This window comes from Sinorhizobium fredii (assembly GCF_002944405.1).
GTDB lineage: Bacteria > Pseudomonadota > Alphaproteobacteria > Rhizobiales > Rhizobiaceae > Sinorhizobium > Sinorhizobium fredii_C.
In genome coordinates this window covers 40,464-63,389 of the sequence record NZ_CP024310.1, presented here as the reverse complement: position 1 = coordinate 63,389, position 22,926 = coordinate 40,464, and the positions used below count along the sequence as shown (strand labels likewise).

The 22,926-nt window shown below is 64.1% G+C and carries 21 protein-coding genes and 1 riboswitch; of the genes, 6 read left to right on the top strand and 15 right to left on the bottom strand.

Features of this window, described 5'->3' with window-relative positions; genetic code table 11:
• Positions 1-8: 8 nt before the first annotated feature.
• From NXT3_RS23900 to NXT3_RS23880, 5 genes are all read right to left on the bottom strand, one after another.
• Complete coding sequence (locus NXT3_RS23900) at positions 9-1,028, bottom strand: LacI family DNA-binding transcriptional regulator (RefSeq protein WP_097526988.1); 1,020 nt, start codon at positions 1,026-1,028, stop codon at positions 9-11.
• Entirely contained in the window at positions 1,025-1,981 is a 957-nt protein-coding gene (locus NXT3_RS23895; RefSeq protein ID WP_097526987.1) for an ABC transporter permease, read from the bottom strand. Before NXT3_RS23895 ends, NXT3_RS23900 begins: the two co-directional genes overlap by 4 nt.
• On the bottom strand, positions 1,978-2,970 hold the full coding sequence (locus NXT3_RS23890; RefSeq protein WP_097526986.1) for an ABC transporter permease: 993 nt from the start codon (positions 2,968-2,970) through the stop codon (positions 1,978-1,980). Before NXT3_RS23890 ends, NXT3_RS23895 begins: the two co-directional genes overlap by 4 nt.
• On the bottom strand, positions 2,970-4,475 hold the full coding sequence (locus tag NXT3_RS23885) for a sugar ABC transporter ATP-binding protein (protein ID WP_097526985.1): 1,506 nt from the start codon (positions 4,473-4,475) through the stop codon (positions 2,970-2,972). Before NXT3_RS23885 ends, NXT3_RS23890 begins: the two co-directional genes overlap by 1 nt.
• Before the next feature lie 68 nt (positions 4,476-4,543).
• The gene (locus NXT3_RS23880; protein WP_104840720.1) at positions 4,544-5,569 is read right to left on the bottom strand and encodes an ABC transporter substrate-binding protein; all 1,026 of its coding nucleotides are present in this window, start codon (positions 5,567-5,569) and stop codon (positions 4,544-4,546) included.
• Between the two features lie 27 nt (positions 5,570-5,596).
• Here NXT3_RS23880 and NXT3_RS23875 point away from each other — a divergent pair, with 27 nt between their 5' ends.
• Positions 5,597-5,896, top strand: coding sequence for a hypothetical protein (locus NXT3_RS23875; RefSeq protein WP_097526983.1), 300 nt, complete (start codon positions 5,597-5,599; stop codon positions 5,894-5,896).
• 280 nt (positions 5,897-6,176) lie between these two features.
• Here the strand turns inward: NXT3_RS23875 and NXT3_RS23865 are convergent, their stop codons facing one another.
• From NXT3_RS23865 to NXT3_RS32160, 4 genes are read right to left on the bottom strand one after another with little or no spacing between them, the layout of a single operon-like run.
• Complete coding sequence (locus NXT3_RS23865; RefSeq protein WP_097526982.1) at positions 6,177-6,632, bottom strand: pseudoazurin; 456 nt, start codon at positions 6,630-6,632, stop codon at positions 6,177-6,179.
• Positions 6,629-7,432, bottom strand: a complete 804-nt coding sequence (locus tag NXT3_RS23860) for an ABC transporter ATP-binding protein (protein ID WP_097526981.1) — start codon at positions 7,430-7,432, stop codon at positions 6,629-6,631. Before NXT3_RS23860 ends, NXT3_RS23865 begins: the two co-directional genes overlap by 4 nt.
• A complete protein-coding gene (locus NXT3_RS23855; protein ID WP_199773435.1) occupies positions 7,429-8,457 on the bottom strand; it encodes a FecCD family ABC transporter permease in 1,029 nt (342 codons plus the stop codon). Before NXT3_RS23855 ends, NXT3_RS23860 begins: the two co-directional genes overlap by 4 nt.
• Positions 8,454-9,428: an ABC transporter substrate-binding protein gene (locus tag NXT3_RS32160; protein ID WP_234828250.1), complete on the bottom strand. Its 975-nt coding sequence runs from the start codon at positions 9,426-9,428 to the stop codon at positions 8,454-8,456. Before NXT3_RS32160 ends, NXT3_RS23855 begins: the two co-directional genes overlap by 4 nt.
• Before the next feature lie 243 nt (positions 9,429-9,671).
• Positions 9,672-9,903, bottom strand: a riboswitch (cobalamin riboswitch).
• A 150-nt stretch (positions 9,904-10,053) separates the two neighbouring features.
• Here NXT3_RS32160 and NXT3_RS23845 point away from each other — a divergent pair.
• Positions 10,054-10,308: a hypothetical protein gene (locus NXT3_RS23845; protein WP_037421504.1), complete on the top strand. Its 255-nt coding sequence runs from the start codon at positions 10,054-10,056 to the stop codon at positions 10,306-10,308.
• A 98-nt stretch (positions 10,309-10,406) separates the two neighbouring features.
• Here NXT3_RS23845 and NXT3_RS31835 read toward each other — a convergent pair whose 3' ends face one another.
• Entirely contained in the window at positions 10,407-10,544 is a 138-nt protein-coding gene (locus NXT3_RS31835) for a hypothetical protein (protein WP_158255690.1), read from the bottom strand.
• 274 nt (positions 10,545-10,818) lie between these two features.
• On the opposite strand from NXT3_RS31835, the gene NXT3_RS23840 reads away from it, so the two are divergent.
• Positions 10,819-11,691 carry an MBL fold metallo-hydrolase gene (locus NXT3_RS23840; protein WP_104840717.1) on the top strand — a complete coding sequence of 291 codons (873 nt, stop codon included), beginning with the start codon at positions 10,819-10,821 and terminating at the stop codon, positions 11,689-11,691.
• 54 nt (positions 11,692-11,745) lie between these two features.
• Here the strand turns inward: NXT3_RS23840 and NXT3_RS23835 are convergent, their stop codons facing one another.
• Entirely contained in the window at positions 11,746-12,819 is a 1,074-nt protein-coding gene (locus NXT3_RS23835; RefSeq protein ID WP_234828260.1) for a flavodoxin family protein, read from the bottom strand.
• Positions 12,820-12,975: 156 nt separating this feature from the next.
• The gene (locus NXT3_RS23830; protein WP_037421498.1) at positions 12,976-14,052 is read right to left on the bottom strand and encodes a class I SAM-dependent methyltransferase; all 1,077 of its coding nucleotides are present in this window, start codon (positions 14,050-14,052) and stop codon (positions 12,976-12,978) included.
• Between the two features lie 156 nt (positions 14,053-14,208).
• On the opposite strand from NXT3_RS23830, the gene NXT3_RS23825 reads away from it, so the two are divergent.
• From NXT3_RS23825 to NXT3_RS23815, 3 genes are all read left to right on the top strand, one after another.
• Positions 14,209-15,258: a GlxA family transcriptional regulator gene (locus NXT3_RS23825; RefSeq protein WP_097526977.1), complete on the top strand. Its 1,050-nt coding sequence runs from the start codon at positions 14,209-14,211 to the stop codon at positions 15,256-15,258.
• A 107-nt stretch (positions 15,259-15,365) separates the two neighbouring features.
• Positions 15,366-15,938: a DinB family protein gene (locus NXT3_RS23820; protein ID WP_097527036.1), complete on the top strand. Its 573-nt coding sequence runs from the start codon at positions 15,366-15,368 to the stop codon at positions 15,936-15,938.
• A gap of 27 nt (positions 15,939-15,965) precedes the next feature.
• Positions 15,966-16,559 (top strand): dienelactone hydrolase family protein, encoded by a 594-nt coding sequence (locus tag NXT3_RS23815; protein WP_272939083.1) that lies wholly within the window; start codon positions 15,966-15,968, stop codon positions 16,557-16,559.
• Between the two features lie 185 nt (positions 16,560-16,744).
• On the opposite strand, the gene NXT3_RS23810 is transcribed toward NXT3_RS23815, so the two are convergent.
• The 3 genes from NXT3_RS23810 to NXT3_RS23800 all read right to left on the bottom strand — a co-directional run bounded on the left by NXT3_RS23810 (position 16,745) and on the right by NXT3_RS23800 (position 22,872).
• The gene (locus tag NXT3_RS23810) at positions 16,745-17,719 is read right to left on the bottom strand and encodes an NAD-dependent epimerase/dehydratase family protein (protein ID WP_097526975.1); all 975 of its coding nucleotides are present in this window, start codon (positions 17,717-17,719) and stop codon (positions 16,745-16,747) included.
• Positions 17,720-17,726: 7 nt separating this feature from the next.
• Positions 17,727-18,938, bottom strand: coding sequence for a glycosyltransferase family 4 protein (locus NXT3_RS23805; protein WP_097526974.1), 1,212 nt, complete (start codon positions 18,936-18,938; stop codon positions 17,727-17,729).
• A gap of 325 nt (positions 18,939-19,263) precedes the next feature.
• Complete coding sequence (locus NXT3_RS23800) at positions 19,264-22,872, bottom strand: hydantoinase B/oxoprolinase family protein (protein ID WP_104840715.1); 3,609 nt, start codon at positions 22,870-22,872, stop codon at positions 19,264-19,266.
• Positions 22,873-22,926: the final 54 nt, after the last annotated feature.

Sequence of the window (22,926 nt, the reverse complement as noted above, 5' to 3'; positions counted from 1 at the left end):
CCAAATCGCTATGCGTGCGGCGGTGCCGTGCTGCCTCTGATATTGAGCGCCGTCGGCAGCACGATCGGTTCGCCGCCGTCGAGGCTACCGCCCGAAAGGATGCTGAGCAAAAGGCCCATCGCCGTGCGGCCGATCTCGGCACGCGGCTGTCCGACGGTCGTCAGCGGCGGATAGAAGGCCTTGCTCAGATAGAGATCGTCGAAACCGACGACCGAGACCTCGCCGGGCACGTCGCGCCCCATCCGCCTCAGTTCGTGGGCGGCGCCATAGGCCATTTCGTCATTGGCGACGAAGAGCGCCGTGGGCGGCTCCGGCAGGGCAAAAAGTGAGCGGCAGCAGTCCTGGCCGCTTTCGAGCAGAAAGTTGCCGCGCACCTCGTAGCCGTCCGGGATCGCGAGGCCGGCTTCGCGCATGGCAAGCCGGTAGCCCTCGCGGCGGTAGAGGCTCATCGGCTCGGGAACCGGCCCGCTGATATGGGCGATCCGCCGGTGCCCGAGGGAAATCAGATGCTCGACCGCCTCGCGCGCGGCCCCGACATTGTCGACCTGCACATGCGGCAGTCCCGAACCCTCGATCATTTCCAGCGCTACCACCACCGGCAGGTGGCTCCAGCTGCCCGTGCGATTTCCGCCCGGCGGCGGCAGCTTGCCGGTCATCAGGATCATGCCATCGGCATGGCCGTCGCGCAGCATGTCGAAATATTCGATCTCGCGCACCGGATCGTTCTCAGTATTGCCCATCAGCACTGCATAGCCGGCTTCGCGCGCCGTTGCCTCGACGCCTTTCAGGATGTCGAGATAGAAAGGGTTGCCGACGTCGCGCACGACAAGCAGCACCGCCATCGATTTGCGGGTCCTCAAATTGCGGGCGGTGACATTGGGGCGATAGTTGAGCTCGCGTGCCAGATCATGGATGCGCTGACGGGTCTTCGCCGTCACCAGCGCCGAGTCGGAAAGCGCGCGCGAGACCGTGGCGACCGACACTCCGGCCTTCTCGGCAATGTCCTTGATCTTCGGCCGGTCCCTCATACGCGCATCGCCCGGCCCCGGCCATAGAACATCATGAGGAGAAGAAGCGTCGCCCCGAACACCATCTGCCGGCCGGATTCGTCGATGTTCACGGTGGTGAGAATTCCCTGCAGGATGACGAGCAGGAAGGCGCCGGCCATGGTGCCGGTATAGCCGCCCTTGCCGCCGGCAAGCGAAGTGCCGCCGAAGACGACGGCGATGATCGAGGTCAGCGTGTATTGCTCGCCCACATTGGCGAAGGACGAGCCGGAATAGCCGAGCAGGCATAGCCCGGCGACGGCCGCGAACATGCCGGAAATCATGAAGAGCGCAACGCGCATCAGCCTCACTGGGACGCCGGCCATATAGGCCGCGTGCTCGTTGGAGCCGATCGCATAGATGCGATGGCCGAAGACGGTGCGGTTGAGCATGAAGGCCATTAGGATGCCGATCGCCACCCACAACCAGATGATCCCAGGCACACTGAGAAAAAGCGGCTGGGTGACGAAGCGCGACAGAGCGGGTGCGGCCTGACCGGAGGGAATGCCCATGCGGATGACGACGAGGAGACCCTGTAAAACGCCGAGCATTCCGAGGGTCATCACCAGCGGCGGGATGCGCAGCAGCGTGATGCCGAGGCCGTTCAGCAGCCCGAAGAAGGCGCCGGCCACCAGGCAGGCGGCGATCGCCGGTAGGATGCCGATATCGGCACCGTCCATTACGTTGCCGGCGATGATCGCCGACAGCGATACGACGCCGCCGACCGAGAGATCGATGCCCTCGCGCCCGCCGAGGATGACGACATTCTGGCCGGCCGCGACGATGCCGAGCAGCGAGGCGACGATCAGGAGCCGCAGGATCTGCGCCCCGCTGGCAAAGCCCGGAGACAAAAGTTCGCCGAGATAGAGGAGCAGGACGATCAGCGCGAGCGCGACGACGATTGGCCGGCGGAGGAAAGACATCACCCTGCTCATGGCCGCGACCTCCGTCCGGCAAGCACGCCGGCCATCAGGACGATGAGGATCGCCAGGCCCTGGACGAAATTCTGCCACTCCGAAGGCGTGCCCATGAAGAAGACCACCGAACTGATGAGGCCGATCGTCAGCGCGCCGAGGAGCGAGCCGACCACGGTCCCCCATCCGCCAGAAAGGGCGCTGCCACCGAGCACCACCGCGGCGACGCTGAAAAGCGTCATCTTGCCGCCGACCAACGGATCGCCGCTTGCCGTGTCGCCGGTGATGCAGAAGGCGGCAAGGGCGGAGAACAGGCCGCAGAGCAGATAGCCGCGGATCCGGATAGCCACCACCGGCAGTCCGGTCTGGTAGGCCGCCTGCCGGTCGTCGCCGACGGCGAGCAATTGCGTCGCAAGGCGCGTGCGGCTCAACACCGCAAGCAGCACGACCAGGCCCACGAGGATATAGAAGACGAAGGGCAGCCCGAGCAGCAGGCCGCCATAGGTGCGCCAGAAGATCGTCGGCGCCGGCGTGCCGGCGACCGGCAGGATGTAGAGCGCCAGGCCGGTAAAGAAGATGCTGGTCGCGAAGGTGGCGACGATCGCCTGGAGCCGCAGCGCCGCGACGACGAGCCCGTTGACAAGGCCGCAGGCAAGCCCCAGCAAGAGACCGATGGCAAGCGCCAGCAGCACCGCGCCGGCGCCTCCCCCCCAGCGCTCCATTAAAACGACGATCGCGACATTGACGAGCGACAGGATCGAGCCGGCGGAAAGATCGATGTCGCCGGCATAGACCACATAGGTCTGGGCGATCGCCAGCAGGATCAGCGCCATATAGGTGCTCAAAAGCCCGGTCAGTGAGCGGTAGCTGAGGCTGTTCGGCGAAAAGACGCCGTTCAAGGCAAGCAGCACCAGGACGATGGCGAGCGCCGGCAGGAAAGGATAGCGCTCGAGCAGTCTGCGCAGGCCGCCGGCGCGCCGATATGTCGAGCTGGTTGCGATCTCTGCCATCAGGCGGCCTCGTAAGCGGCTTGATAGAGGTTGTAGCGGGTGCGCTCCGGACCGGTGAGTTCCCGGCTGACCGAGCCGCCGTTGAAGACCAGGATGCGGTTGGCATTGCCGAGCAGCTCGGCATCCTCCGAGGAATAGAGGAGGATGCCGAGCCCCTCGGCCGCCAGTTGGCGGATCAGCGCGAAGAGATCGGCCTTGGCCGAGAGGTCGATGCCCTTGGTCGGATCGTCGAGCAGGAGCACGACCGGCCGGTCGATCAGCCAGCGGGCGATGATCACCTTCTGCTGATTGCCGCCGGAGAGCGAATTGATCGGATGGAAGAGGCTGGCAAATTTCGTATGCATGCTTTCGAGCGCCGGCGCGACCCGCTCGCTGAGCTTCGATGGCCTGGCGATCATCAGCCGGTCGCGCAGATAATGGATGGGCGTGACGTTTTCGATGATCGGCCGGCCACTGATGACGCCGTCGCGGCCGCGATCGCCGGAAACATAGGCGCAGCCGCGCCGGATGGCGTCGCGAGGACTTGCCGCATCGAAGCGGTCGCCGCCGATCAGGATTTCGCCCGACGAAATCGAGCCAGCGCCGAAGATCGCCCGGAGCAGCGCCGACTGGCCCTGGCCGTGCAGGCCGCCAAAGCCGAGGATTTCGCCGCGCGCCACTTCGAAGCTGATATTTCGGAAGCCGGCGCCGGAAAGATTGCGGACCGTGAGGGCCGCCCCGTCCTTGGCGTCGACGGCGGCCGGGGCCGAGGACTGCGAGGCCGGCATGTCGCCGGCGCCCCCGACCATGAGGCGGATAACCGTACCCGCATCGGTTTCATTGAGGTTGAGCGTGGTGATCGTCTCGCCGTCGCGGATGATCGTCACCCGGTCGCCGATCGCCTTGATTTCGTCCATGCGGTGCGAGATGAAGATGATGCCGCGGCCGCGCCGCTTCAGGTCGCGCAGGATTTCGAAGAAGCGCTCGACCTGGGCGCGGTCGAGCGCCGAGGTCGGCTCGTCGAAGATGACGAGCGGCGCCTCGCTGGCGAGCGCCTTCATGATCTCGACGAGCTGGCGCTGGTCGGGGCGAAGGTTGCCGACCAGCGCATCGGCGGAAAAGCCATCGCCGGAGACGCCGTCGAAGAGCGCTATGTAGCGCGCCGCCCGCTCTTTCAGCGCCGACCGATCGACGAAGAGCCCGGCCATGGCCGGCATCGCGGCAAGGCAGATATTCTCCTCGACGCTGCGGTGGGCGGCGAGGCTGAGCTCCTGATAGAAGATGCCGATCCCCTGCGCCCGGGCCGAACGCGGGCCGGTGATCGTCACCGGCGTGTCGTCGATCAGGATCCGGCCCTCGTCCGGCCGCACACTGCCGGCGATGATCTTGCAGAGCGTGCTCTTGCCCGAGCCGTTCGAACCCATCAGCACATGGACCTCGCCGGCCAGGACTTCGAGGTCGCCGCGGCGGAGCGCCAAGGTCGCGCCGTAAGCCTTGCTCACGCCGTTCAGTTTCAATTTCGACATGGACTGCGTCCGTTCCGATCCGGTGGTCGAGCACGGGCCAACAGAGCCCGCGCCTGACGTCGAAAGGCTTACTTGAAGAGCGCTTCCGCCTCTTCGATCGTCAGCGAGCTCGTATAGGAATAGTAGCCGGGCTTGCCTTCGAGCTGCTTTGCCGCCTCCTCGACATTCTTCGAGTCGATGAACGGGATCGGCAGATAGAGGGCGTTGCCGTATTGGCCGGCCTTGGCCGGTTCCTTCAGCTCCTTGCCCTGCAGCATCAGGACCGCCACATTCAGCGCGCTCGCCATGACGCCGGGCGGGTTGACGGTGGCGCCGGAGTTTAGCTTCTCCTTGATCCAGAGGTCTATGAAGTCCTTGCGGATCTCGCCGGTCGCGGCAATCTGGTCTTTTTTGCCGGCATCCATGATCGACTTCCAAGCGCCGGCCGCCATGCCGTCCTGCACCACCACGCCGTTGATGTCCGGATAGGTGGCGAGAATGTTCTGCATCGCCTGCTGACCCTGGGCCTGGTCCCAGTTGGCGTTCACTTCGTTGACGATCTGGATATCCGGAAACTCCTTGAAGACCGACTTATAGCCGGCGACGCGCATCTCGTTGGCGGGATGCCCGGCAACGCCGTTGATTGCCACCACCTTGCCCTTGCCGTCGAGCGTCTCGGCGAGCCACTTGGCGCCGGCGGCACCCCAGGCGGTTTGGTCGATGCCGACATAGATCGCATCGGGCGAGGAGACTTCCGCGTCCGTCGCGATCACCAGGATGCCGGCCTCCTTCACCTGCGCGAAGATCGGATCGAAGGCCGTCGGGCTGTTCGGATTGACGATGATGGCATTGACGCCTTCGGCGATGAAGTTGCGAATATGGGCGATCTGCCCGGGCACGTCGACATTGGCGCTCTGCACCAAAACCTCGACGTCGACCCCCTTGTCCTTCCATTTCGCCGCGGCTTCCTTGGCCTCGTCGATCATCTGGGTGCGCCACTCGCTGCCGACCCAGCCGTTCGAAAGACCGATCTTGAAGGTTTCCGCATTGACCGCCGATGCGGAGACAACGAGGGATGCAACCGTGCCGAGCGCAAAAGCAATGAACTTCCTCATGAGATCCTCCCAAATCGTGCGAGCGTTATGAAGCCAGAAAATGTAATCGATTTCAATGGCGAGTATAAAGTTGAATCGCGACAGCCGCCGCAGGCGTCAGTGCCCGGGCGCTACGTGAATTTCCGCCGTTTCCTCAACACGACGCCGATTAGCTATCTGCGCCAGGTAGGCATGAGGGCACCCGCCGCAAAATCATCGAGCGGAGCCATCGGCGACGGTCGCCGAAATCGCACAACGCTGGGCTTCGTGCATCTCGGCCGGTTTTTCCAGGAGTACCGCGCCGCCTTCGCGTCTCGCCATTGTGCGATCTGGCCCCGCCCGGTGTGAGCGCAATGGCATTCCGCAAGGCAATGGCTTCAGGTTGAACTAAAAGCCGATCGGAGTGCCGCCCCCTCTGCCCTGCCGAGCATCTCCCCGCAAGGGGGAGATCGGGAAGCGGCGGCGCCTTTCTCGACACTCGGTGTTTTCGGAATTCGCAAGCTTTGATTGGGGCGGGGCTTCGCTTCTGTCCAATCTCCCTCCTTGTGGGGGAGATGCCCGGCAGGGCAGAGGGGGTGCCGTCGTCAGTCAATTCGATCCTGTTCCAGCGACCGGGTTGCCCCGACCGCTATTTCCCCGCCAGCTCTGCCTCGGCCTGGGCGAAGAGCGCCTCGAAGCGCGGCATCGCCCGGGCAGGAGCCTCGATCGCACGATAATTCTGCGGAAGCTCGACGTCTCCGACCTTGATCAGCATCACCATGCCCATGCCGTAGTGCGGCGAGCATTTGATGCCGTAGAATCCCGGCCGATCGAAGGTGACGACGATCTCCTCGTTGATCTTGCCCTTGAAGCCCGGATGGCCGTCCGGGAGCATGCCGTCGATCGTCGCGGCATTGTGGCTTTTGTTGGCGGCGATGTACTTGACGCTGTCGGCGGGCTGCAGCGCCAGGAAATCCGGTTCGAAGACCATCGAAACCTTTTCGCCGCGGTTCAGCATCTTGACCTCGCCGGTCTCGGCGCTGGCCATGGCCGGCATCGAGATCACGATCAGGGCGAAGAGCAGGCGCCTGGTAAGATTGATCATGAAATCCTCTTCAGCATCGGCTTTCCGGCGGCCGGTAACCCGGGCGCGCGGTAACGGATATGACAGCGGCCCTCGCTTTGGTGCTCGACGTCGACGTCGACACCGAAGACGGTGCGGATCCGCTCTTCGGTGAGGACCTCGTACGGGCGTCCCAAGGCGGCGATGCGGCCGCCGCTCATCAGCGCGATCCGGTCGCAGAACGTGGCGGCATGGTTGAGATCGTGCAGTGCCGCGACCGCCGTCAGCTGCTGCTGGCGCACCAGGTGCAGGAGACTGATCTGATGGCCGACGTCGAGATGGTTGGTCGGCTCGTCGAGGAGGAGGATTTGCGGCTGCTGTGCCAGCGCCCGGGCGATGTGCAGGCGCTGCCGCTCGCCGCCCGACAGCGTGTGCCACATCCGCGCGGCGAGCTGCGCCATGCCGACATTACGGATCGCCTCGTCGACGATGGCGTCATCCATGGCCGACCACGGCGTGAGCGGCCCGAGATGCGGCGTGCGGCCGAGTTCCACCGCCTGGCGCGCCGAGATGCGCTCGCCGGTTTCGGCCTGCTGCTCGACCAGCGCGATGCGCTTGGCGATCTGCTTCCGGCTCAGCCTGTCGACGCTCTCTCCGTCGAGCAGAACGTGACCGGACCGCGGCCGCCGCAGGCCGGCAAGCAGCGACATCAGGCTGGTCTTGCCGGAACCGTTCGGACCGACGATGCCGAGAAACTCACCGGCGGCGACGTCGAGCGAGACGTCCTCGAGGATCGAGGCGCCGCCGGCCGACCATGAGACGTTGCAAGCCGAAAGCGTCATCGAACCGTCCTGCGCTGGCTGAGGATGGCAGCGAAGGCGGGCGCGCCGACCAGCGCGGTGACGACGCCGATCGGCAGCACCTGCCCGGGAATGATGATGCGCGACACGATGTCGGCGGCGATCATGAACACCGCTCCCACCAAGGCGGAGACCGGCAGCAGCAATCCGTGCCGGACGCCGACGATCATACGGGCGATATGGGGGATGACGAGGCCGACGAAGCCGATCGACCCGACCATGCTGACCATGGTCGCCGTCATCATCGCCGATACGCCGATCAGCACGGCATAGACCCGGCGCACCGGGATGCCGAGCGAGGCGGCGGATTCGGAGCCGAAGGTGAATGCGTCGAGGGCGCGTGCGTGCCAGAGACAGACAATGAGGCCGACCAGGGCAACAGGCACTGCGAGCCAGACATCCGGCCAGCGGACGCCGGAGAGATTGCCGAGCAGCCGGAACATGATTGCCCGCGCCTGTTCCGCATTCGCCGCCTTGGTGACGATCAAGGAAGTGAGCGCGTTGAAGAGCTGCGAGCCGGCGACGCCGGCCAGAACGATCGCGCCATGACCCCTGCCCGCCCGCACCGCCAGCAGGCTGACGAGCCCGAAGGCAAGTAGCGCCCCGCCGAAGGCGCCGACCGGCAGCGTCAACAGCCCGGCGCCGATGCCGAGGACGGCGACGCCGACAGCGCCGGTCGATGCGCCCGCGGAGATGCCGAGGATATAGGGGTCGGCCAGCGGATTGCGCAGCAGCGACTGCAGCACGACGCCGGAAAGCGCCAGCGCCGCACCGCAGCTGGCAGCAGCGATGGCGCGGCTCACCCGGTAGTTCCAGATGATGCCCTCGTCGAGCGCATCGACGCCGTAGCCGGCATCCCACAGGCGGTTGGCGACCGTCTTGGCCACCACGCTCATGGGTATGGCCGTCTCGCCGATCGCCGCACCCAGCCAGAGCGCGACGAACAGCACGACGAGCGCCAGCAGGCTGGCGCTCGTCCGGGACAGGGATGGTGCGCTGCCGATCACTTGTTCAGGCCGGATTTCTCGACGGCATCGGCAAGCACCTCGATGCCCTCGATGGTCCGGATCGTCGGGTTCATCGCCTGGGCGTCCATCTCGACCACATGGCCGTCCTTCACCGCAGGCATCAGGCTCGAGACCGGATCGGACTCGAGGAACTTGTGCTTGACGGCGACGTCGTCGGCGGGGAAACGACGGCGCTGCATCTTGCCCGCGACGATCAGCGTCGGGCCGGACTTGGCGATGGTTTCCCACCCCACCGTCGGCCATTCCTCTTCGCTGTCGATGACATTCCTGATGCCGAGCGAGCGCATGATGTAACCCGGCGCGCCATTCTTGCCGGCGACATAGGGATCGATGTCGAGCTCGGCGCTCGAGAACCAGAACACTGCGGAAAGCTTGCCGTCCGCCGAAGCGATCTTCTTCTTCGCCGCTTCCTCACGCGTCTTCAGTTCGGCAACCAGCGTCTCGCCGCGCTCCTGGACGTTGAAGATCTGCGCGAGTTCGGTGATTTCCTGATAGATCAGGTCCATCGTGAACACCGAATGGCGAACGCCGTCGCCGCCGCCGGTATTGTCCTTGCCGATGCAATCGGCCGGCGACGTATAGACCGGTATTCCGAGCTCCTCGAACTGCTCCGGCTTGGCGACGATGCCCTCCGGGCCGACATGCCACTGGAACTGCGCGGTCACAAGATCCGGCTTCTTGGCGACGACGCTTTCGAAGCTCGGATCGTTGTCGGCGAGCCGTTCGACCTTGGCATTCACCTCCTCGTAGCCCTTGATGACCGGCCCGATCCAAACGGCGGTGCCGACCATCCGATCCTGGAGGCCGAGCAGGTAAAGGATTTCGGTGCTGCTCTGGCCGATCGAGACGGCCCGTTCGGGCGCCTTCTGAAACGTGACCTGACGGCCGCAATTGGTGAGCATCAGCGGATAGCTGGTTTCGGCGGCTTTCGCCTCCATGCCGATAGCCATAAGAACGGCGGCTGCGCACAGGATGCCGTGTTTCGATTTCGCAAACAGGATTTTCATAAGCCTATTTCCCGGATTCGATGAAACGGCCGAAAGGATGCGGCCGGTCGCGGCGCGAACGGACGGAGTCAGCCCGCCTGCCGACAGTTCGGCGGCGTCGCGGAACGGGAAAGACCAGAGGCAAGGCGCGGGTCGGCGCAAGGAGAGGTCATGCTGTGTCCTGTTCCGGGCATCCCCGCCCGTGATTGGAGTGAACGCATGACGGCAGGTCTCCTGGCTTGCGGATATCTGCCGTCCACCTGCCTTCCCGCGACAATTTCGCAGTGGCATGACGCTTCTCGCGTCACGAGGATGGGCGGCAATCCGCTTACAGTTGCGGGGGCAGCCACGGTCTTGGTCCCTGTTGGGTCGTCCGCACCGTGTTCCCTATTAATCCCCTTCGCTTCATCGTAGGGGAACCGTCGCTGGCTTCCTTAATTCGTTGATCATGACTGGTCAAGGCCAGTGCTGCCTACCAACATTTCGGCGATGCCTCCACACAGTGCGGACCCCGATGCCGAGGCCGCCGCTCCCTGGGCCGCCACAATCAGGTATAATCCCGAGCGATTTCAGGTCGGGAGGAAGGACGATGTCGATCGACGCGGAACTGCAAAAAGTCGAGGCCGGATACGCGATCGAATACCTGCAGGAGCATCCGGAAGCAGGCCTCTGCTGCGAGGAACGGCGCTGCTGGATTACGCCGAACGCTAACGAGACCGATCGGCAGGCGCTGCTTCTCGATGCGGCCGAGGCCGAGCGGCTCAAGGACGACCCTCGCCTGCGGCTCGTCTCGGGTATAGCCCATGCGGGCCGGTCTCTCTGGGTGGTTCGCAGGATGACCTGACGATCCGCAGAAGACGATCAATCGCCTTGCGCGGGCCCCTGCGCAATGCCGTTGACGATCAGGCGGATGCAGCTGCGCATGAAGCCCGGCCATTCCGGTCAGCCCGGCCATTCGGGTCCCTGGCCGGTCTCGAGCGCCGCGGCGCCGAAGATCAGGTCCATGAAGATGCGCGCGGTGGGCAGCGGCTCGCCGATGTCGAGCAGTCCCCTCGCCCGGCCCTCTTCCAGCCATCGCAAACTCCTGCTGGCTGCGGTTCGCCTGCCGACAACAGCCGGCCGATCCCGAAAGACGCAGGAATGTAGGGATTTGTTAATGAATTGGCAAAAATACAACCTTTCAATGATTTATGGCACCACAACGAATCGCGAGTTTCCTAATTCCGGCCGCGCAGGGCTAGAGCCAAATCATGCGCAAACCGATGTGAGCGGCGGTCAGGATGTGATAGTTCTGCGCTGCCGAGCCGCCGACCGCCGCGGCAGAGATTGAAGCCAATTTGCTCGAGAGCCTCGCATGCCAGACATGACCTCGACACTGAGAATCCTTGAACCGCATCACGGCGTCTTTGCCTACTACGACGGCCGCATCGAGGGGCGGAGACTTCATGGCGCGGAGCCGAATTGGCTCGATGACGGTGCCTACGGCTTGGGGGTCGCCTCCTATGCGGTCTTTAATGCAGGCGAGGCGATCGTCTACGACACGCATATCTCGCTTGCCCATGCGCAAGCCATCAGGCGCCATCTCGAGGGGCTCGGCGCAAGGACCATCCGGGTCGTCCTCAGCCATTGGCACAATGACCATGTCGCCGGCAATGCGGTCTTTGCCGATTGCGAAATCATCGCGCTGAAGCTGACCGCCCATCTGCTTCATGCCAATCGCGATCAACTCGCCACACGCGTCCCGCCCATCAGCCCGCTCGTCATGCCCAATCGTCTCTTTGAAACGAGGCTGGACCTTGAGGTCGGAAGTCGCCGGGTCGAGCTCCACCATTTCGACATCCACAGCGCCGACGGGACCATCCTCTGGTTGCCGGACGAGAAAATTCTTCTGGCCGGCGATACGCTCGAAGACACCGTCACCTATGTTTCCGAAGCGGAGAACACCGAGAAACACATTCGCGAGCTCGCGCGCCTGGCGACCTGGCCGATCAATCGCATCCTGCCGAACCACGGCGATCCGGATCGGATCGCGGCAGGCGGATATGAAGCGTGGCTCATCGACGCCAACCGGTGCTACCTCGAGCAGTTGATGCAGGCGGTCAAACAGGGCCGAGCCGCATCCCTCAAGGACTTTATCGCCGAGGACCTGGCAACGGGGGCCGTCTCGTATTTCGAGCCCTATGAGGCCGTGCATCGGAAGAACATCGCCGCCCTCTCCGCGCTATGAGCTTGTCCACCGCCTCGACCGTGGTTTACGGGCATCGCTTGCCGTGAGCTTCGATCACTTCTGGCGTGGCTGCGAGAGCTCCTTGCCGGCAGAGACCCACTGTCCGTTTCGCTTGAGCATCACTGCCTCCAAGAGAGTCCGCGCCGCGTTGCGGACCTCTTCCTGCACCGCCTCGTCGGCATCGAGCTCCGCATGGCTCAGCGCATAGGGCTTCCAATAGCCGATATAGCGATCCAGTTCCGCCAAGGCGCCAGCCGGTTCGAGATGCATGTAGCAGAGCCAGTCCGACAGGCTGCGCCGAACGTTCTCGACCCCTTCCACGTCTCCATGCACGATGACGGAAAAGAGCCGCCCGGCAAGATGCCGCGGATAGCTCCAGCCCTCGAGTTCGAGTGCCTTGGCAAGTGCAGCATCCTTGCCCTTCGTCAAGGTCGGATCGGCATTGCCGCCATCGGCGCAGACGAGCCGGTCCATCATCAGCTTGATCGGGGAGCTCACCTGATACCAGTTGACCGGCGTGACGATCATGATGCCATGCGCCTCGACCCACATCGGATAGATCTCGTTCATCCAGTCGTCGACCTGGCCGAGCGAATAGTTGGGGTAGCAGGAACACGGCCAATGGCACAGAGCCGGCGAGGTGGAAAAGCAGGCCTTGCACGGATGAATCACGCGACCATATTCGGAAGCGAGGCGATGCAGTTCGAGAACGGTCGTCTTCACCCCGTCCGTTCGGTCCAACGCGTCCTGCGCGATCCGCGTCAGTCTATAGGACTTCGACATCTCGCCCGGACAGGTGTGCTCGCTGCGCGACGAGCCGCTGATCAACAGGATACGCGCCGGCCCGTCCGGGTCGTCGTGGCGCATCTGCGCCGCATGTATCGCATCGCGCGCGGCGAGCCAATCGACCGACAGTTCGTAGTTCGGATCCTTGAAGGCGGCTCCGGCCTTGCGGGTACGCGGCGCCTTTCGCTGATGCTCGTGGGCATCCCATGCCGCGGCAGCGATCCTGTCCAGTTCCGGGCGAAGCGCGTCGAAGGCCTTGTCCTGGAACCGGTTGAGAAAGCGGCGGCGAAATTCGCTCTCCATGAGCCTCGGGCTTGGCGTGCCCTTGCGCGGCTCAATCATCGTCGGTTTTGTCTCAGGGCTTTTCGTCATGGCGCACGTCCAGCTGCGGTTCGTTCTCTTTATACCTGCAATCTGTAATCGAGCTCGGCAACGATTGTTTCGGGCAGTAAGGTACTGCCCGGATATTCAGGTTGATGGATCACGGAGCACGCCGCTCTAGAGACGCGCCTCAAGGATCAGGTTGAACGGCGTTTCCAGCGCGCGCCTGAAGCGGCTGAAGCCGGCCTTGCGGAACACGTCCTCAAGGCGCGCTTCGCCGGCCTGGGCGCCGAGCACCAGGCGGCCGCCGTCGGCGATCGCATGGGCGCAGCAGATCGTCGTCGAGGCGGCATAGTAGATTCGCGCCACCGGCGAGACATTGTCCTCGACCCGGTCCTTGGCGAAGGGCTCGACCAGCATCACGGTGCCGCCCGGTGCGATGGCTTTCGCGGCATGCGAGGCCGCGGCGACCGGATCGCCCATATCGTGCAGGCAATCAAAGAAGCAGATGAGATCGTAGCCGGTAGCCGGGTAATCGTCGGCGCAGGCGGTCGCAAAGCTTGTCCGCTCGGCAACGCCTGCCAACGCCGCGATCTTCCAGGCCTCCGCCACCGAATCCAGGTGGTTGTCGAAACCGCGGAACTCGGAGGCCGGGAACGCCTCGGCCATCAGCACCGTCGAGTGGCCGTGGCCGCAGCCAACATCGGCGACGCGTGCGCCGGCTTTGAGCTTCTCGACGACGCCGTCGAGCGCCGGCAGCCATTCGGAAACCAGGCTCGCCTTGTAGGCATTGCGGTAGAAGGCCGCGACCCCGCAGAAGAGCTTCCCGTCATGGTCGCCCCAGGCAATGCCCCTGCCGGTTCGGAAGGCCTCGAGCGCCTTCTCCTCGTCCGTCCACATGGACGCTGGCACCGCCCAGGCGTTCGGGATGAAGTAGGGACTGTCCTCGTCGGCCAGCACAAGCGCCTGCTCCGGCGCCAGCTCATAGGTATCACTCACCGCATGATAGCCGACATAGCCGCCGGCAAGCTGCGAGCCCAGCCATTCGCGCACATAGCGCTCGGCGCAGCCGGCGCGGCCCGCGAGCTCCCGCGAGGTGAGCGGGCCGGCTTCCGCCATCGCCTTGTATAGGCCGAGCCGGTGGCCGAGACTCACCATCACGCCGCCATAGCCAGCCGAGAGGTCGCCGATCGCGCGGGCGACGAACGCGTCGAGCTTGGCGGCGTCCACGCTTCCTTTCCGGGTCTGTTGCATATTCGTCTCTCCTCCATGGGCGCCGATGAATTTCGGCGATGGTCGAGGATCGCAGCAATCGCGGTTGAGCGGCAGAGCCGATCGGTCCACAATCGGGCCGTTTGCGCCACAGGCCGTCTGTTTGCGCGTCGTCGTTAACCAACCGGGGAATTCGAGATGCCAGGCCAGAGAGCCGAGACCGGCACGCAGCCCATCCACGTCAGCCTCGTCGCCATCCCCGAGGCGGTGGTCTCGACGCTGACCGGCATCTTTGACGTTATGAACGCCTTCGCTGTGATGGCGCCGCTCGGCCATGCACCGCTCGACCCGCCGCCCTTCCGGGTCGAGATCGTCGGACTGGAGCAGGGACCGCTGCAGCTCGCCAGCCACGTGCCGATTTCCGTCCAGCGCAGCGTCGCCTCGCTCGTGGCGACTGATATCGTCATTGTCCCCTCGGTCCTGCTCGGACCGGAAGGCTGGAAAAAGGGCCTGCACACAGAGCTGGTCGACTGGCTCCAGGCGATGCACCGGCGCGGCGCGCTTCTCTGCTCCGCCTGCTCCGGCATCTTTCTGCTCGCCGAAACCGGGCTCTTCGACGGCGTCGACGCAACGGTGCATTTCGGCTACGCACGCGCCTTCGAGTCTGCCTTTCCCAGGGTGCCGATTCGGCCCGAACAGGTGCTGGTCGTCTCCGGCAAACGCGAGGAACTGATCAGCTCGGGCGCCTCGATGACCTGGCACGATCTGGTACTCTATCTGATCGCCCGCCATGCCGGCGCGACCGCAGCGCAGGCCGTTGCGCGGCTCTTCGCGCTGCAATGGCACCAAGACGGGCTCGCCCCCTATATGACCTTCGAGGGACGCAAGGACCATCACGATCTCGCCATCAGCGCCGCGCAGGATTGGCTTGCCACGCATTTCCCGGTCGCCAATCCGCTGGAAGAGATGATCCGCCTCACCGGGCTGAGCGAGCGCACCTTCAAGCGCAGGTTCACCGGCGCGACGGGCTTGAGCCCGATCTCCTATGTGCAGCGGCTGAGGATCGAGGAAGCCAAGCGCCGGCTCGAGCGGACGGAGGCCCCGGTCGACGAGATCAGCTGGCAGGTGGGCTATGAGGAACCGGCCTTCTTCCGCCGTCTTTTCAAGCGGCTGACGGGGGTGACGCCGGGAAGCTATCGCCGCCGCTTCAAGATCCCGGAATTCGCGCAGCCGCGCCGGGAGAGCTGAGGCGCATCGGACTCCTGAGCTTGCATGAAGCCCTTGCCCGCATCTTCTCGTTGACCTCGACCGCAGCAGCCGCCACAAAAGTGTCGACGCATGAAAACGAGGCAATCATGGACAGAACGACCTTCTCACCGGATCTCGTCTGCCGGCCCTATCGCCAGCTGGCCCGCAATGCGCGCCTTGCCAATGCGCGCCTCGACCGCGCCTGCATGGCACTGCAGCCCGGCGAATGGGAGGCGGCGCGGACCTCCTTCTTTCCTTCGCTGAAGGAAACCATGGTGCACCTCCTGAATGCCGATCGCTACTATATCGACACGCTGCGGGGCGATCTGGCGGGCCCGCCGAACCCGCCCGGCAGCCGCGCCACCCCCGCCGAATTCGCGGCCGAGCGGGCGGAGGTCGACGACTGGCTGGTCGATTTCTGCGAGACGCTGACCCTCGAGGTACTGTCGCGGAAGATAAGTATCCCTTGGCCGGACCGGACGCTGACCGAGACCGTCGCCGACACCCTGCTGCACGTCTTCCTGCACGGCCAGCACCATCGCGGCCAAATCCATTCGATGCTCTCCGGCACCAGCGTTCCGCCGCCGCAGATCGACGAATTCATCCTGGCGGACAATGCTGAAGCGCGGGTGGAGGACCTCGCCGCGCTGGACTGGAGCGAGACCCTACTGATGCGATAGGCTGACCGCCCGGTTTGCTGCACCGACATTGCCACCAGCACGAGAGATATGAGAATGGCGACCGTAATCCTCTTCCATTCTGCCTACGGTCTGCGCCCGCTCGAGCGCGATGCTGCCGAGCGCCTGGCCGCGGCCGGTCACCAGGTGGTAACGCCGGATCTTTACGATGGCCGCGTTGCCGGCTCGATCGGCGAGGCTGTCGCCCTGAGGGACGGGATCGGCTGGCGAACGCTTTTCGAGCGAGCCGAACGGGCAGTCGCCGACCTGCCGGCAACGGCAGTGCTCGGCGGATTTTCTATGGGCGCAGCCGTCGCCGCAACCCTCTGGGCAAAGCGTCCCAAAACCGCCGGACTGCTCTTCCTGCACAGCATCGCCGAACTCCCCGCCAATGCCCGAACCGGCGTGCCTTTGCAGCTGCACCTTGCCGATCCGGACCCCTTCGAGCCGGCCGAGGAGGTTGCTGCCTGGAGGGCTGCCGCGGCAGAAACGCCGATCGCCCTCGAAATCTTCACCTATCCCGGTGCCGGCCATATCTACACCGACCCCACCCTCGCTGACCACGACGCCGTGGCCGCAAGACTAACATGGGATCGTGTCGAGCGTTTCCTCGCCCGCTTGTAGGATCGCGATCAACGCGAGTGCCCTTTGGGCCAGAGAGATGGCAGATACTGCCAATGACTGCGTCCGGCCTGAAGCTGTCGTACTTTGCGCCAGAGGCAGCAAGATCCGGCAAGGTCATTCCGAGCTGAGTCATGTTTACAATACGTTCGATCGCAGCAGGATGTTGATCGGCTCTTATCCTGCCCCTATCGGTGGGTCGCCCGCGCACGGAGAACGTCCAGCGAACGCCTGATTCCGTCTTTAAGGCTAACTTGCGGCGCGAGCCCGAAGTGCCGTTGAAGCTCGGTGTCCCCGCACCGGAAAAACACCCCTTCGGGACGACTGGTTGTTCCGACGATTTTCGGCGACCAGCCGAGCTCTTCGCTTATCAGACCAGCGAGTTCGATGAATGACGTCGCACAGCCGGTTGAAACGTTTAGGCTCCTTCCTGTCGGCAGCAGGTCCATTGTGCGCCAGACAAAGTCGACGCAATCGGAGATGTGAATGAAGTCACGGCGCTGACGGCCGCTGCCCCAGACGGTCACCTCGGCTGCTCCCCGTTGCTTGACGAGCCTCCGGCAAATTGCCGGAAACGGATAGGCAAGGTCCTGATCTTCGCCGTAGCCGCTGAAAGGCCGGTACGCGATGGCGCGGCCGCCATAGCGCTCGACATATAGCTTCATGAGATACTCGCCGGTCAGCTTGGTCCAGCCATAACTCAAATCAGGAACGCCAAGCGAGCGTTCGAACGAAATCATGTCTTCCGAGAGCGGCGTCTGCATTTCCTCGGTCTGAAACGCCACGGGATAGGCTGCGCTGGAGCTGAAATAGACAACATTGCCGGGCTTGTGCTCGCTCGCCCATCGCCACAGCGCAGCATCGACCGCCAGATCTTCGACGACCAGAAGCGTTTCATTCTCGAGCGTCATTCGCCCGCCGACGAGAGCCGCAAGATGAAAGACGTAGTCGAAGTGTTCGCAGGAAGTTTCGAAGTAGGATCTACAATCCTCCTCGATAAAGACGAAGTTCACGCTCGGACGCCTCCAACGAAGCGGGTGCTTTGCGCCTGTTCCTGGCTTCAACGAATCAACACAGACGACATCCAGCCCCTCCGCAAGAAGCCGATCACAAAGATGCCGTCCGACGAAGCCGCATCCGCCTGTCACAAGTGCTCGTGCCATGGTCCTCCTAGACTAACTGAAGAGCAGATTCGCCCCTATAAATGCCAATTAACTGACGTTCCCACTCTTTGCGACTTGGAGCGACTTTCTTGCCGAAGGCCCGTGCACCTTCGGCCAGCTTTCTCACAAGACTATCGCTCTTGATTTTAACCAGAGCCTCGGCGAGCGAGCCCGCATCTCCGCTCTCGAAGATGAGGCCCGCGCCATTGCTTTCGATCTCCTCGGCAATCAACGCGTTGCTGCTTACGATCACGGGAATTCCACTCATCAATGCCTCGGCCGCCACCAGGCCGTATGGCTCCGGCATTCGCGACGGCATGACGAATGCGCGCGCCTGGGCGGCCGTTTCGGATACCATTTCGTCATCGAGCCAGCCCGGCACCCAGCAATGGGGAAGGGCCTTCTGCATTTCGGCGAGCAAAGGGCCGCGGCCGATCAGGGTTGCTGCCTGGCCCGTCATTCGCAAAGCCTCACCAAGGGTGCGGACGCCTTTCTCCCAGGTCATCCGTCCGAGGAAGACGATGCGCTCTCTGCGCCACGGCTCCGTCGACAGCCGCGTCAAAGGTTCCGTGGGCGTACGCAATGTGGTGAAATGCCGGAGAGGACCCGACTTCAGGTAGGTTTCCATGCCTTCGTGCGCCAGCACTACTTCGACGCGTTCCCAGAATGCGTCGCCAGCGCCTGATTGGACGAGGCTTCGGCGAAAGCGCCAGAGCTTATGGAAATAGTTTCGCTTGTCACAATTGGTTAAGAGACAATCGAGGGACATCGGCTTTAGATTACAGATCGCGCCGCTCCTGAAATTCAGGCGTCCGCCGTTCGGGCAATTCAGAAAATAGTCATGCGCCGTGATGATGACCCTCGCCTTGCTCGCCGCGAGAGCATGGAAGATGGACGGCGACAATATCTGGTTCCATCCATGGACGTGGACAACAGTCTCTTCCTGGCTTTCGGACAACAATGCTGAAAGCATTTCATAGGCACGTTTGTTGAAATGCTTGTCGAATATATCGGCGATGCTGTGTCCGTCTCTCAACGGTCTTTCGCCCAACGCGATCGTGCGCACGGCAACGTCCAGTTCCTTCACACCGACGCCGTCATCCCCGACAAAAAACGTGCAGTCGATGCCGGCATTTCGGCATGCTTGCAGGCACTGGACTGCGACCTTTGTTGCGCCGCCGCGCACGACCGATACGTCATTTATGACTATAAGGCGCATATCCCAGGACCATCGCAAATGGTACGCGCGCCCGGCACGGGCGCATACTTTTAGCTCATAAGCTAGACTTCCCGCCGCTCAATGAGGCGCCATTTTGGGGTCGATTGCAATTCAGCCTTTTTCACTATCGGGTGGTGTCAAATTCATTAAGTCGCCGTGACGGACGAGGAATCCCCGACTTTGATCAGGGCTCAACTGAGCCATTTACGGTGGCACTCGCCCATGCCCGCGGAGGGAGCGACCGCGGCCACTGACGGAGCGGGTCGTGCGGCTGCTGTTGACGCAAAGTGGTAAGTTGCCGGTGGTGCTGTCCGAACCCGCAACTTCACGCCTTCCCGTAGCCGCCTCCCGTCGGCGTCACCACCGTGAAGGCCTCGCCCGGCTCGAGCACCGTATGCGCCGAGCCGGCGAATTCCTCGATCCGGCCGTCATTGCGGCGGACATAGTTGCGGCCGAGTTCGCCGGGTTCTCCGCCCTTCAGCCCGAAGGGACGGATTCGCCGGTGGCCGGAAAGGATGGCGAAATCCAGCCGCTCCCGGGCACGGATCGTTCGCTGCGTGCCATCGCCGGCCGACCACTTGCCGCGGCCGCCGGAGCCCTTGCGGATATGGAAATCCTCGAGCACCACCGGAAAGCGCGTCTCGAGGATCTCCGGATCGGTAAGCCGCGAATTGGTCATATGGGTGTGGACGGCGTCGGCACCGTTGTATCCGGGACCGGCCGGCGCGCCGGAGCAGATCGTCTCGTAATACTGGTAGCTGGCATTGCCGAAGGTCAGATTGTTCATCGTCCCTTGCGCCGCCGCCTGCGCCTCGACGGCGCCGAACAGGCAATTGGTGACCGCCTGGCTGACCTCGACATTGCCGGCGACGACGGCCGCCGGATAGCGCGGCGAAAGCATCGTGCCCTCCGGGATGACGATGCGGATCGGCCTCAGGCAGCCGGCATTCATCGGGATATCCGCCTCGACCAGCACCCGGAAGACGTAAAGCACCGCCGCACGCGTCACCGGCTCCGGCGCGTTGAAATTGTCGGCGCGCTGCTCGGAAGTGCCGGTGAAGTCGACCGTCGCCTCACGCCTCTCGCGGTCGACGGTGATCTTCGCGACGATCCGGCAGCCCTGGTCCATCTCGTAGGAGAATTCGCCCTCGCTCAACTGGTCGAGGACGCGGCGGACGCTTTCGGCAGCATTGTCCTGTACATGGCCCATATAGGCCTCGACAACCTCTTCGCCGAACTGGGCGATCATCTTCTTGAGTTCCGCCACGCCCTTCTCGTTGGCGGCGACCTGCGCCTTCAGATCGTTGACGTTCTGCAGGATGTTGCGCACCGGATAGCGCGCGCCGGTGAGCAGCCTTTCCAGTTCCGCTTCTGAGAAGCGGCCCCGGTCGATCAGCTTGAAATTGTCGATATAGACGCCCTCCTCCTCGATATTGGCGGCGAGCGGCGACATCGAGCCCGGCGAGATGCCGCCGATGTCGGCGTGGTGGCCGCGGCTTGCCACCCAGAAGCGGGTCGCCCGGCCCTCATTGTCGAAGACCGGCGTGCAGACCGTCAGGTCCGGCAGATGCGTGCCGCCGTTATAGGGGGCGTTGATCAGGAACACGTCGCCCGGATGGGTGACCGGGTTTTCGCGGATCGCGGTGGCGACGGACGCATCCATCGAGCCAAGATGCACCGGCATGTGCGGCGCATTGGCGACGAGATTGCCTCTGTTGTCGAAGACCGCGCAGGAGAAATCGAGACGCTCCTTGATGTTCACCGAATAGGCGGTGTTCTGCAGCGTTACGCCCATCTGCTCGGCGATCGACATGAAGAGGTTGTTGAAGATTTCCAGCATCACCGGATCGGCCCTGGTGCCGATCGCCGTTCGCGCCGGCAGCGGCTTGATGCGCGTGAGCACGATATGGTCCCTGGCGGTCAGTTTCGCCTGCCAGCCGTCCTCGACGACGATCGTCTGGTTCGCCTCGATGACGATCGCCGGGCCGGTCAGCGTCTCGCCGGGCTTGATTTCCGAGCGCAGCGCCACCGGCGCGTCGTGGAACTGGCCTTGCGAATAGAAACGGGTTTGTCGGCTAACGACCGCCTCGCCTGAAGCTGTCGCCAGACCGTCCGTTTCCATCTGCACCGCCCCGCCGCCGACCGTCTCGACCTCGGCGGCATCGATCACCAGCGGCTTGTTCTCGGCGATGAAGCCGAAGCGGCGCCTATGCAGCGTCTCGAATCCGGCGCGCAGACGGGCCGCATCGTCAATCTCGGGAAAGCGCGCCTCGACGGCGAGCACCGTGTCGGTCCCGGCATAGCGGATATGGGCGCGAAGATGCGTGCGAATGCGGTCGCGGCCAATCCCTTGCGCGTCGAGTTCCGCCAGGCATTCGACCTGCAGGTCCGCACCGAGCCCGGCGAGCGCCTGCGGCCCGACATCGTCGAGCGCGACGCCAAGCGCCTTCTGCCGCGTCGCGCGGATATCGGCGAGGCCCATGCCGTAGGCGGAAAGCAGGCCCGACATCGGATGCAGCAGGATGCTCGTCATGCCGAGCGCATCTGCGACGAGGCAGGCGTGCTGGCCGGCCGCGCCGCCGAAGCAGTTCAGCGCGTAGCGCGTCACGTCGTAACCGCGCTGCACGGAAATCTTCTTGATCGCCTCGACCATGTTGGCAACCGCAATGCGGATGAAGCCGTCGGCGACGTCTTGCGGGGTGCGGCCGTCGCCGATCTCGGCCGCAAGCGCCGCGAACCGGGCCCGCACCGTTTCGACGTCGAGCGGCAGGTTCTGATCCGGCCCGAAAATCGCCGGGAAAAATTCCGGCATCAGCTTGCCGAGCATGACATTGGCGTCGGTGACGGCGAGCGGCCCGCCGTTGCGGTAGCAGGCCGGGCCCGGATTGGCGCCGGCCGAACCCGGCCCGACGCGGAAGCGCTCGCCGTCAAAATGGAGGATCGAGCCGCCGCCGGCCGCGACCGTATGGATCAACAGCATCGGCGCCCGGACGCGCACACCCGCGACTTCCCTCTCGAAGGCGCGTTCGTATTCGCCGTCGAAATGGGCGACGTCGGTCGAGGTGCCGCCCATATCGAAGCCGATGACGCGGTCGAAGCCCGCCGCCTCGCCGGTCCTCGCAAGTCCTACGACGCCTCCCGCCGGCCCGGAAAGGATCGCGTCCTTGCCCTGGAACATGTCCGCGGCGGTGAGCCCGCCGGACGACATCATGAACATCAGCCGGGCGCCCGCCCGGGCAACGTCCAGTTCTTCCGAAACCTGTGCCACATAGCGGCCGAGCACCGGCGAGAGGTAGGCGTCGATGACCGTCGTGTCGCCGCGGCCGACATATTTGACGAGCGGTGAGACCTCGTGGCTTGCAGAAACCTGCGCAAAGCCGGTCTCGCGGGCAAGCCGCGCGACGGCCGCCTCATGCTCGGGAAAGCGGTAGGCATGCATGAAGACGATGGCGACCGATCGGTAGCCGCTCGCCTTCAGCGCTTCCAGCGCCCGCCGCGCTTCCGTTTCGTCGAGCCCCTTTTCAATCGTCCCGTCGGCGAGCACGCGTTCGTCGAGCTCGACGACCTCCGAATAGAGCGCCTCCGGCTTGATGATTTCGGTAGCGAAGATTTTCTTGCGCTCCTGGTAGCCGATCCGCAGCGCATCGCGAAAGCCGCGCGTGGTGATCAGCGCCAGCCGCTCCCCCTTGCGCTCCAGCAGCGCATTGGTGGCGACGGTGGTGCCCATCCTCACCTCGCCGATCAGTCCGGCCGGCACCGGCTCGCCGGCGGCAAGGCCGAGGTGCAGGCGGATGCCGTGGACGGCGGCGTCGCGATAGGCGCCGGGATTTTCCGAAAGCACCTTCAGCGCATGCAGCCTGCCTTCCGGGTCGCGGCCGATCACATCGGTAAAGGTGCCGCCGCGATCCACCCAGAAGTCCCACGTTGCAGCCATCGTCGTCTCTCCACGCTGAAATGCCAGTTCCGCTTGGCTCCAACAAAAGCATTT